Source organism: Achromobacter maghribensis (genome assembly GCF_057334215.1).
This window is the reverse complement of the sequence record NZ_JBHFII010000034.1, coordinates 108587-116685: the sequence shown is the minus strand read 5'-3', so window position 1 is coordinate 116685 and position 8099 is coordinate 108587. Positions and strand designations below refer to the sequence as shown.

Here is an 8099-nt window from a genome sequence, read left to right as displayed (position 1 = left end):
GGGACGGTCAGCCGGCCGCCCCGACGTTTGTTTTTATACCCGGGAATATTCATGCGCGATAACGTTCTGTCTCTGCGTCCTCTGATTGTGGCCACTGGCCTGGTGCTTGCGGCCCTGACGGCGCCCGCTCACGCTTTTTCCGATGATGAAGCCCGTAAGGCCATTCTGGATTTGCGCCAGCAGGTGCAGCAGCAGAACGAGCAGAGCCAACGCGCCAAGCTGCAATTGGCCGACCAGATTCAATCCCTGCAGCAGGAAGTGGCGCAACTGCGCGACCAGCTGGAACTGGTGTCTCGCCAGCAGCCCAGCGCCAAGCCGGGCGCGCCCAACGGCACGAATCCCCCGGGCACCGCCGCGGGTGATCCGCAAGAGCAAGCCGCCTATGACGGCGCGATGGACCTGTTCCGCAAGGGCCAGTACAAGGACGCCGCGGAATCGCTGGCCGCCTTCACCGCGCTCTACCCGAACAGCCAGCTTGCCCCCAGCGCGCAGTTCTACCTGGGCAGCAGCCGCTACGGCATGAAAGACTTCAAGGGCGCTATCGAGCAGCTGACCAGCATGGTCCAGAAGTCGCCCGACAACGCCCGCGCGCCGGACGCCCTGCTGATCATCGCCGGCGGCCAGATCGAACTGAACAACCGCGCCGGCGCCAAAGCCACGCTGCAGCGCATTGTTCGCGATTATCCGAACGCGCCGGCTGCCGGCACGGCCAAGAGCCGCCTGCAACTGCTGCAGTAATGCCGCCCGCCGCAAGCGCGGTCAGCGCCTACCGGCACATCCTGCGCCGCCGCGCAGGGCTTATCGCCCTGCTGCTGGCGGCGATTTTCATTGCGCTGCTGATCGACTTCACGGTGGGGCCGTCCGGCCTGCCGTGGCGCGACCTGTGGCGGACCCTGACCTCGCCCGCCTCGGCCGATGCGACCTACCGCGTGATCGTGTGGGACATCCGGCTGCCCTCCGCCCTGATGGCCGCGCTGGTCGGCATGGCGCTGGGCCTGGCGGGCGCCGAAATGCAGACCATCCTGAACAATCCGCTGGCCAGCCCCTTTACGTTGGGGGTTTCGTCCGCCGCCGCGTTCGGGGCGTCGCTGGCGATCGTGCTGCAACTTGGGCTGCCCGGGGTATCCAGCAGTTGGCTGATCGCCGGCAACGCGTTCCTGTTCGCCGTGCTGGCGGCCTTGATGCTGGACGCCGTGGCGCGCTGGAGCGGCATGAATACGTCGGGCGTCGTGCTGTTTGGCATCGCCATGGTGTTCACGTTCAATTCGCTGGTGTCGCTGGTGCAATTCCTGGCCAGTGCCGAAGCGCTGCAAAACCTGGTGTTCTGGACGATGGGCAGCCTGTCGCGGTCCAGCTGGACCACGGTGGGCGTGCTGGCGCTGGCCGTTGCACTGGCCTTGCCGCTGGCGATGCGCCAGTCCTGGAAGCTGACGGCGCTGCGCCTGGGCGAAGAACGCGCCGCCAGCTTCGGCGTGGACGTGCGGCGGGTGCGCGTCGCGGCGCTGGCGCGGGTCAGCCTGCTATCGGCCCTGGCCGTTGCGTTTGTGGGCACCATCGGATTCATCGGGCTGGTGGCGCCGCACATCGCGCGCCGGCTGTTCGGCGAGGACCATCGCTTTTACTTGCCTGGCAGCGCGCTGGTGGGCGCGCTGATCCTGTCGCTGGCGTCCGTCGTTTCCAAGAACCTGCTGCCCGGCGTCGTCGTGCCCGTTGGCATCGTGACGGCACTGGTGGGCATCCCCTTCTTCGTATCCGTGCTGTTGCGCCGGCAATTGCCATGACACGCGACGCCGTATTTGACATCCACGGACTCACCGCCGGCTATGGCCGGGACGACGTGCTGCACGCGCTGTCGATCCCGGCGCTTGCCGCAGGCCAGGTGACCGCCCTGCTGGGCCCCAACGGCAGCGGCAAGTCCACGTTGCTGAAGGCGCTGGCCGGACTGGTCCGTGCGCGCGACGGCAGCGTCTTGCTGGATGGGCATGACATGACCCGGCTGGGCGTGGGTGAACGCGCCCGGCATATGGTCTACCTGCCGCAGAGCCTGCCTGCCGCCGTGCATCTGCGGGTCTTCGAATCGGTGCTGGTTGCCGCGAACGCCAGCCGCGACGGGCTGCCGGCCGGTGCGGGAATGGCCGACATCGAACGCCTTCTGGACCGGTTGGGCATCGGGCATCTGGCGCTGCATTACCTGGATGCCTTGTCGGGTGGGCAGAAACAGCTGGTGGGCCTGGCGCAGGCGCTGATCCGCCATCCCCGGGTGTTGCTGCTGGACGAACCCTTATCCGCCCTGGACCTGAATTACCAGTTCCATGTGATGCGGTTGCTGAAGCAGGAGACGCGCGAGCACGGCCTGATCAGCGTCATCGTGCTGCACGACCTGAACGTGGCGTTGCAGCACGCGGATCGCGCCGTGATGATCCAGGCTGGCCGGCTGCATGCCGAAGGCGCGCCGGCAGACGTGATCACGCCCGCGTCGCTGGCCGCGGTCTATGGGGTGCAGGGGCGTGTGGAAGCTTGCTCGCGCGGCCGGCGGCAGGTGCTGATCGACGGGCTGGACGAACACCCCCGCTGAACGGCGCCGACGCCTCGGATGCCGAGCGCCAGATTCGGGATTCTGAGTAGAGAATGCGACCGATCAGGCGCGCAAGGCCACATCGACCACCGGCGCACCGGTCATGTCCGCCAGCTGCCGGGGCGTCAGGTTGAACACGGCATGCGGGTGGCCGGCGGCCGCCCACAGGCTGTCGTAGTTGAACAAGTCCGCGTCCAGCAACATGACCGGCTTGACGGCGTGACCGATGGGGCAGACGCCGCCGATGGCGTAGCCCGTCATGTCGCGCACGAACCTGGCGTCCGCCTTGGCCAAGGCGCCGACCTGCTCGGCCACCTTGGATTCGTCGACCCGATTCGCACCGCTGGCGATGACCAGCACGGGCGCATCGTCGGACACCCGGCGAAAGATGATCGACTTGGCAATCTGCGCCACTTCGCACCCCAGACCCGCAGCCGCTTCCGCCGACGTCTTGCCCGATTGCGGCAGGACGACGACGGGCTTGTCATGCCCGATCTCGAGCAGCAGGCGGGCGACGCGTTGGGCGGATTCGGGCAAAGCAGCAAGGGACTCGGGGGACATCGTGGCGGGCTCCGTGAAAGATTGCGAACGAGTTTATCAGCGGTGGCCGGTGATGCCCCGCCTTGGCGGCGGGCTAGAATGCGGACCTGGCTTTCCCCTTCCCGACCTCCATGCGTTCCGAACCCGTACTGCCCCTGCAAACCGCATTGATCAACGGCTACGCCATGTCCTACACCGAGTACGGCAGCGGCACGCCGCTGGTGCTGGTGCACGGTTCTTTATCGGACTGCCGCTACTGGAAGTCGCAGATGGCGCCGCTGGGCAAGTCGTTCCGGGTGCTGGCCGTTTGCCTGCGCCGGTACTGGCCCGAGACCTGGGACGGCGAAGGCGATGGGTTTTCCATCGAGCAGCATGCCAGCGACGTGCTGGCGTTCATTGAAACCGTCGCCGGCGGCCCTGCCCATCTGGTCGGTCATTCCCGCGGCGGCCGCGTGGCGCTGGAAGCCGCGCTACGCCAGCCCGACGCGTTGCGCAGCCTGACGCTGGCCGATCCGGGCCTGCCGCTGCCCGGCGGCGACGATTCGCGTGGAGGCTTCCGCCAGCGCGCCTTGGCGCTGATCCGCCAGGGCGACGTCGAGGAAGGCCTGGCGCTGTTCGTGGACACGGTGACGGGCCCGGACACCTGGCAACGCATGGTGCCGTGGTTCAAGGAGATGGTGCGTGACAACGTCGGCACGCTTTTCGGCCAGGCGGAAGAAAAGCCCGAAGCCCTGACGCCGCAGCAGATCGGCACGCTGAAGCTGCCGACCCTGTTGATCGGTGGCGCGTTGAGCCCCGCCCCCTACCCCGCCGTGCTGGATGCCCTGTCGCAATGGGTGCCGCACGCGCATCGCGTGACGGTCGTGGGTTCGTCGCACGGCATGAACCTGGGCAATCCGCGCGCCTTCAACGGCGCCATCGACGCCTTCATCGGGGGCTAGGTCGGGCCTGGCTTCTCTTAAGGCTAGGGCTCCACCGAAGGCGTGTGTTTGAGCCGCCGCAGGACGAAGGTGGAACGGCTGTGGCGCACGCCGCGCAGCTTATACAGCCGTTTGCGCAGGAATTCCTCGTAGCCCTCGGTGCCCGCCACGGCAACCTTGATCAGATAGTCGTATTCGCCCGTCACCAGAAAGGCTTCAACCACTTCCGGCAGCCGCGTGATCTCTTCTCCAAAGCGTGCCAGGGACTCATCGTCGTGGTGTTCCAGCGTCACCTCGATCATGACGGTATCCGGCAGGCCCAACGCCTTTTGATTCAGCAAGGCCGCGTAACCCTCGATCACCCCAGCCTCTTCCAGCGCCTTGACCCGATTCCAGCAAGGCGTGGGCGACAGGCCGACGTGTTCGGCCAGTTTCAGGTTGGTCAGGCGGCCGTCGGCGCGCAATGCGCGAAGGATCTTGCGGTCGGTTTCGTCGATTTTCGGGGTGGCGGACATGGCTGGCGGACCCATAAAGAGAATATCCCTGCGAATACGAATTCTACAAGATAGATATTCTTCTTTAAACGCTAAATGGGCGTGAATCAAGAAACCTATTTTGTTTCCCCAGCCGTAGACTTTCCAGCAAGACGAGCCTTATCCCGCCCGTCGGATTTCGACGCCTGCGCCGCGGCACAACCCGGCGCGCGCGCCGGTAGTTCCCACGCAGCAACCCGCGCGCCGATCCGCGCGGCTGGAAACCATGTCACACGCAGCAGCAGTATCCGCAAGAACCGGTCTGGGCCTGTCCGGCACCGCCATGCTCCTGACCGCCCCGGCGTTATTTGCGTCGAACATGGTCGCGGCCCGCTGGGCCCACGATGCCAGCCTTCCCCCTGTTTTCCTTGCCTTTGGCCGCTGGCTGCTGGCCTTGCTGATCTTGCTGCCGCTGGCGGCCCCCGCCCTGCGAGCACATCGCCGCGCGTTGTGGCGCGGCCTGCCCACCCTGCTGCCGCTGGCGGTGCTGGGCATGGGCGTGGCCGTGGCGCCGCAGTACATTGGCGCGCAAACCACCAGCGCCACCAACATCGCCCTGATCTTTTCGTGCAGCCCCATCCTGGTGGCGCTGCTGGAAGCGCTGATCTGGCGCAAGCCGCTGTCGGCGCTGCGGGCGGCCGGCCTGGGCCTGGCCCTGGGCGGCGTGCTGGTGGTGCTGTCGCGCGGCGACCTTCAGACGCTGGCCCGGCTGGCGTTCGGCCAGGGCGACCTATGGGTGTTGCTGGCCGCGACGGGCTGGGCGTTCTATACCGTGCTGCAAAAGCGCCTGACCTTGCCCGCCGTGCCGGACCACGCGCGGCTGGCAACGATGATGCTGGGCGGCGTGCTGGCGCTGGCGCCCTTTGCCGGCATCGAAGCCGCGGCCGGCGCCACGCCCCCCTGGACCGATCCGCGCCTGGCGGCCGTGCTGCTGTTTCTGGCGGTCGTGCCCAGTCTGGGCGCCTATTACGTCTATGGCCGCCTGATCAGCCAGGCCGGTCCCGCCACGGCGGGGCTGTCGATGTTCCTGGTGCCGGTGTATGCCGCGCTGCTGGCCTGGCCCCTGTTGGGCGAGACCCCGCAGCTGTTCCACGCCTATGGCTTCGTGATGATTCTGATGGGCGTGAAGATGGCGTCTATGCGCCTGCGAACCGGGGCCGCCACCGCGGCCGCCCCGGCCTGACCGCGCAACGCGAGGTCAGCGGCCCGCGCTTTGGGCCGCGATGACTTCCTGCGCCACCTGGCGCGGCGCTTCGGCGTAGTGCTTGAACTCCATCGTGTAGGTCGCGCGCCCTTGGGTCAGCGACCGCAGCGACGTCGAATAGCCGAACATCTCGGCCAGTGGCACTTCCGCGCGCACCACCTTGCCGCCGCCACCCGCGATGTCTTCCATGCCCTGCACCATGCCTCGCCGCGACGACAGGTCGCCCATCACGTTGCCGGTGAAGTCCTCGGGCGTCTCGACTTCGACTTGCATCATCGGTTCCAGCAAGACCGGATCGGCGCGCCGCATGCCTTCCTTGAAGGCCATCGAGCCCGCCATCTTGAACGCGTTCTCGTTCGAGTCCACGTCGTGATATGACCCGAAGAACAAGGTCGCCTTCACGTCCACGACGGGGTAGCCCGCCAGTACGCCGGCGTTCAGCGATTCGCGGATGCCCTTGTCGACCGCCGGGATGAATTCGCGCGGTACCACGCCGCCCTTGATGGCGTCGACGAATTCGTAGCCCTTGCCTGGCTCTTGCGGTTCCAGCTTCAGCACCACATGGCCATACTGGCCGCGCCCGCCCGACTGCTTGACGAACTTGCCTTCGACTTCGTTGCAGGCCTTGCGAATGGTCTCGCGGTAGGCCACTTGCGGCTTGCCCACCGTGGCCTCGACGTTGAACTCGCGCTTCATGCGGTCGACCAGGATCTCCAGATGCAGCTCACCCATGCCAGAGATGATGGTCTGGCCCGATTCTTCGTCGGTGCGCACGCGGAAGGACGGATCCTCTTGCGCCAGCCGGTTCAGCGCGATGCCCATTTTTTCCTGGTCGGCCTTGGTCTTCGGTTCCACGGCCTGCGAAATCACGGGCTCGGGGAAGACCATCCGTTCAAGGATGATGACGTGCGCGGGATCCGATAGCGTGTCGCCGGTGGTGACGTCCTTGATGCCGACCGCCGCGGCGATATCGCCCGCATACACCTCGGTGATTTCCCGACGTTCGTTCGCGTGCATCTGCAGGATGCGGCCCAGCCGTTCCTTCTTGCCCTTGATCGGGTTGAAGACGGAATCGCCGGATTTCACCACGCCGGAATACACGCGGAAGAACACGAGCTGCCCGACGAACGGGTCCGTCATGATCTTGAAGGCCAGCGCCGAGAACGGTTCGTTGTCGGCAGGATGGCGCTCGATTTCGCGGTCGCGCTCGTCGTGCCCCTTGATGGCCGGTACGTCGAGCGGCGACGGCATGTAGTCAATGACGGCGTCCAGCATCGCCTGCACGCCCTTGTTCTTGAAAGCGCTGCCGCACAGCATGGGCACGATCTCGTTGGCGACGGTGCGCGCGCGCAAGCCCTGCTTGATTTCGTCTTCCGTCAGGGTTTCGCCCGACAGGTACTTTTCAAGCAGCGTCTCGTTGGCCTCGGCGGCCTTTTCCACCATCTTGTCGTGCCATTCCTGCGCCTGTTCAAGCATGGACGCGGGGATGTCTTCGTACTTGAACTTCACGCCCTGGCTGGCGTCGTCCCAGATGATGGCCTTCATTTTGACCAGGTCGATTACGCCTTCGAAATGGTCTTCGGCGCCCACTGGCAGCTGGATCGGCACGGCGTCGCCCTTCAGGCGTTCGGCGATCTGGCGCTGCACGCGCAGGAAGTCCGCGCCCACGCGGTCCATTTTGTTGACGAAGGCCAGGCGCGGCACCTTGTATTTGTTGGCCTGCCGCCAGACGGTCTCGGACTGCGGCTGCACGCCGCCCACCGCGTCATAGACCATGACCGCGCCGTCCAGCACGCGCATGGAGCGTTCGACTTCGATGGTGAAGTCCACGTGCCCCGGGGTGTCAATGATGTTGATGCGGTGTTCAGGGTAATTGCCCGCCATGCCTTTCCAGAAGGCGGTGGTGGCTGCCGACGTGATGGTGATGCCGCGTTCCTGCTCTTGCTCCATCCAGTCCATCACGGCAGCGCCGTCATGGACTTCGCCGATCTTGTGGGTGATGCCGGTGTAGAAGAGGATGCGCTCGGTGGTCGTCGTTTTGCCCGCGTCGATATGGGCGCTGATGCCGATATTGCGGTAAAGCTCGATACGCGTCTTGCGAGTCATGGCCTCTTCCTTGCAGTGAACCACTATGCATGTACGGCAAGCCCGACCGGGCGCTGCCGCGGCGGGCGCCATGCCGCGTGTGGTACCTGAGGAATGCGGAACCGCGCCCGCGCTGATGCGTAAATATTACGCGCCGCGCGGCAAGATACAAGGACCAATCGGCCGCGTGCGGAGAAAAATATCTTCATGGCCGCGATAGGGAAAACAAGCCCCACGCCACG

8 protein-coding genes are annotated in these 8099 nt (G+C 65.9%); 5 read left to right on the top strand and 3 right to left on the bottom strand.

The window, feature by feature from the left end:
* Positions 1 to 51 precede the first annotated feature (51 nt).
* Genes ybgF through ACE039_RS14205 form a run of 3 tightly spaced genes read left to right on the top strand, consistent with a single transcriptional unit; the run spans position 52 to position 2575 of the window.
* Positions 52 to 738 (top strand): tol-pal system protein YbgF, encoded by a 687-nt coding sequence (gene ybgF / locus ACE039_RS14215; RefSeq protein WP_105559249.1) that lies wholly within the window; start codon positions 52 to 54, stop codon positions 736 to 738.
* Positions 738 to 1781 carry a FecCD family ABC transporter permease gene (locus ACE039_RS14210; RefSeq protein WP_448710656.1) on the top strand — a complete coding sequence of 348 codons (1044 nt, stop codon included), beginning with the start codon at positions 738 to 740 and terminating at the stop codon, positions 1779 to 1781. The genes ybgF and ACE039_RS14210 overlap by 1 nt, the downstream gene beginning before the upstream one ends.
* Positions 1778 to 2575 (top strand): ABC transporter ATP-binding protein, encoded by a 798-nt coding sequence (locus ACE039_RS14205; RefSeq protein ID WP_448710654.1) that lies wholly within the window; start codon positions 1778 to 1780, stop codon positions 2573 to 2575. The genes ACE039_RS14210 and ACE039_RS14205 overlap by 4 nt, the downstream gene beginning before the upstream one ends.
* A 63-nt stretch (positions 2576 to 2638) precedes the next feature.
* Here the strand turns inward: ACE039_RS14205 and ACE039_RS14200 are convergent, their stop codons facing one another.
* Entirely contained in the window at positions 2639 to 3136 is a 498-nt protein-coding gene (locus tag ACE039_RS14200; RefSeq protein ID WP_105559252.1) for a YbaK/EbsC family protein, read from the bottom strand.
* 110 nt (positions 3137 to 3246) lie between these two features.
* Here ACE039_RS14200 and ACE039_RS14195 point away from each other — a divergent pair, with 110 nt between their 5' ends.
* On the top strand, positions 3247 to 4056 hold the full coding sequence (locus ACE039_RS14195) for an alpha/beta fold hydrolase (RefSeq protein WP_485822644.1): 810 nt from the start codon (positions 3247 to 3249) through the stop codon (positions 4054 to 4056).
* A gap of 23 nt (positions 4057 to 4079) precedes the next feature.
* Here the strand turns inward: ACE039_RS14195 and ACE039_RS14190 are convergent, their stop codons facing one another.
* Complete coding sequence (locus ACE039_RS14190) at positions 4080 to 4550, bottom strand: Lrp/AsnC family transcriptional regulator (protein ID WP_105559254.1); 471 nt, start codon at positions 4548 to 4550, stop codon at positions 4080 to 4082.
* A 244-nt stretch (positions 4551 to 4794) separates the two neighbouring features.
* Here ACE039_RS14190 and ACE039_RS14185 point away from each other — a divergent pair, with 244 nt between their 5' ends.
* A complete protein-coding gene (locus ACE039_RS14185) occupies positions 4795 to 5751 on the top strand; it encodes a DMT family transporter (protein ID WP_448710651.1) in 957 nt (318 codons plus the stop codon).
* 15 nt (positions 5752 to 5766) lie between these two features.
* Here the strand turns inward: ACE039_RS14185 and fusA are convergent, their stop codons facing one another.
* A complete protein-coding gene (fusA, locus tag ACE039_RS14180; RefSeq protein WP_485811256.1) occupies positions 5767 to 7878 on the bottom strand; it encodes an elongation factor G in 2112 nt (703 codons plus the stop codon).
* Positions 7879 to 8099 lie beyond the last annotated feature (221 nt).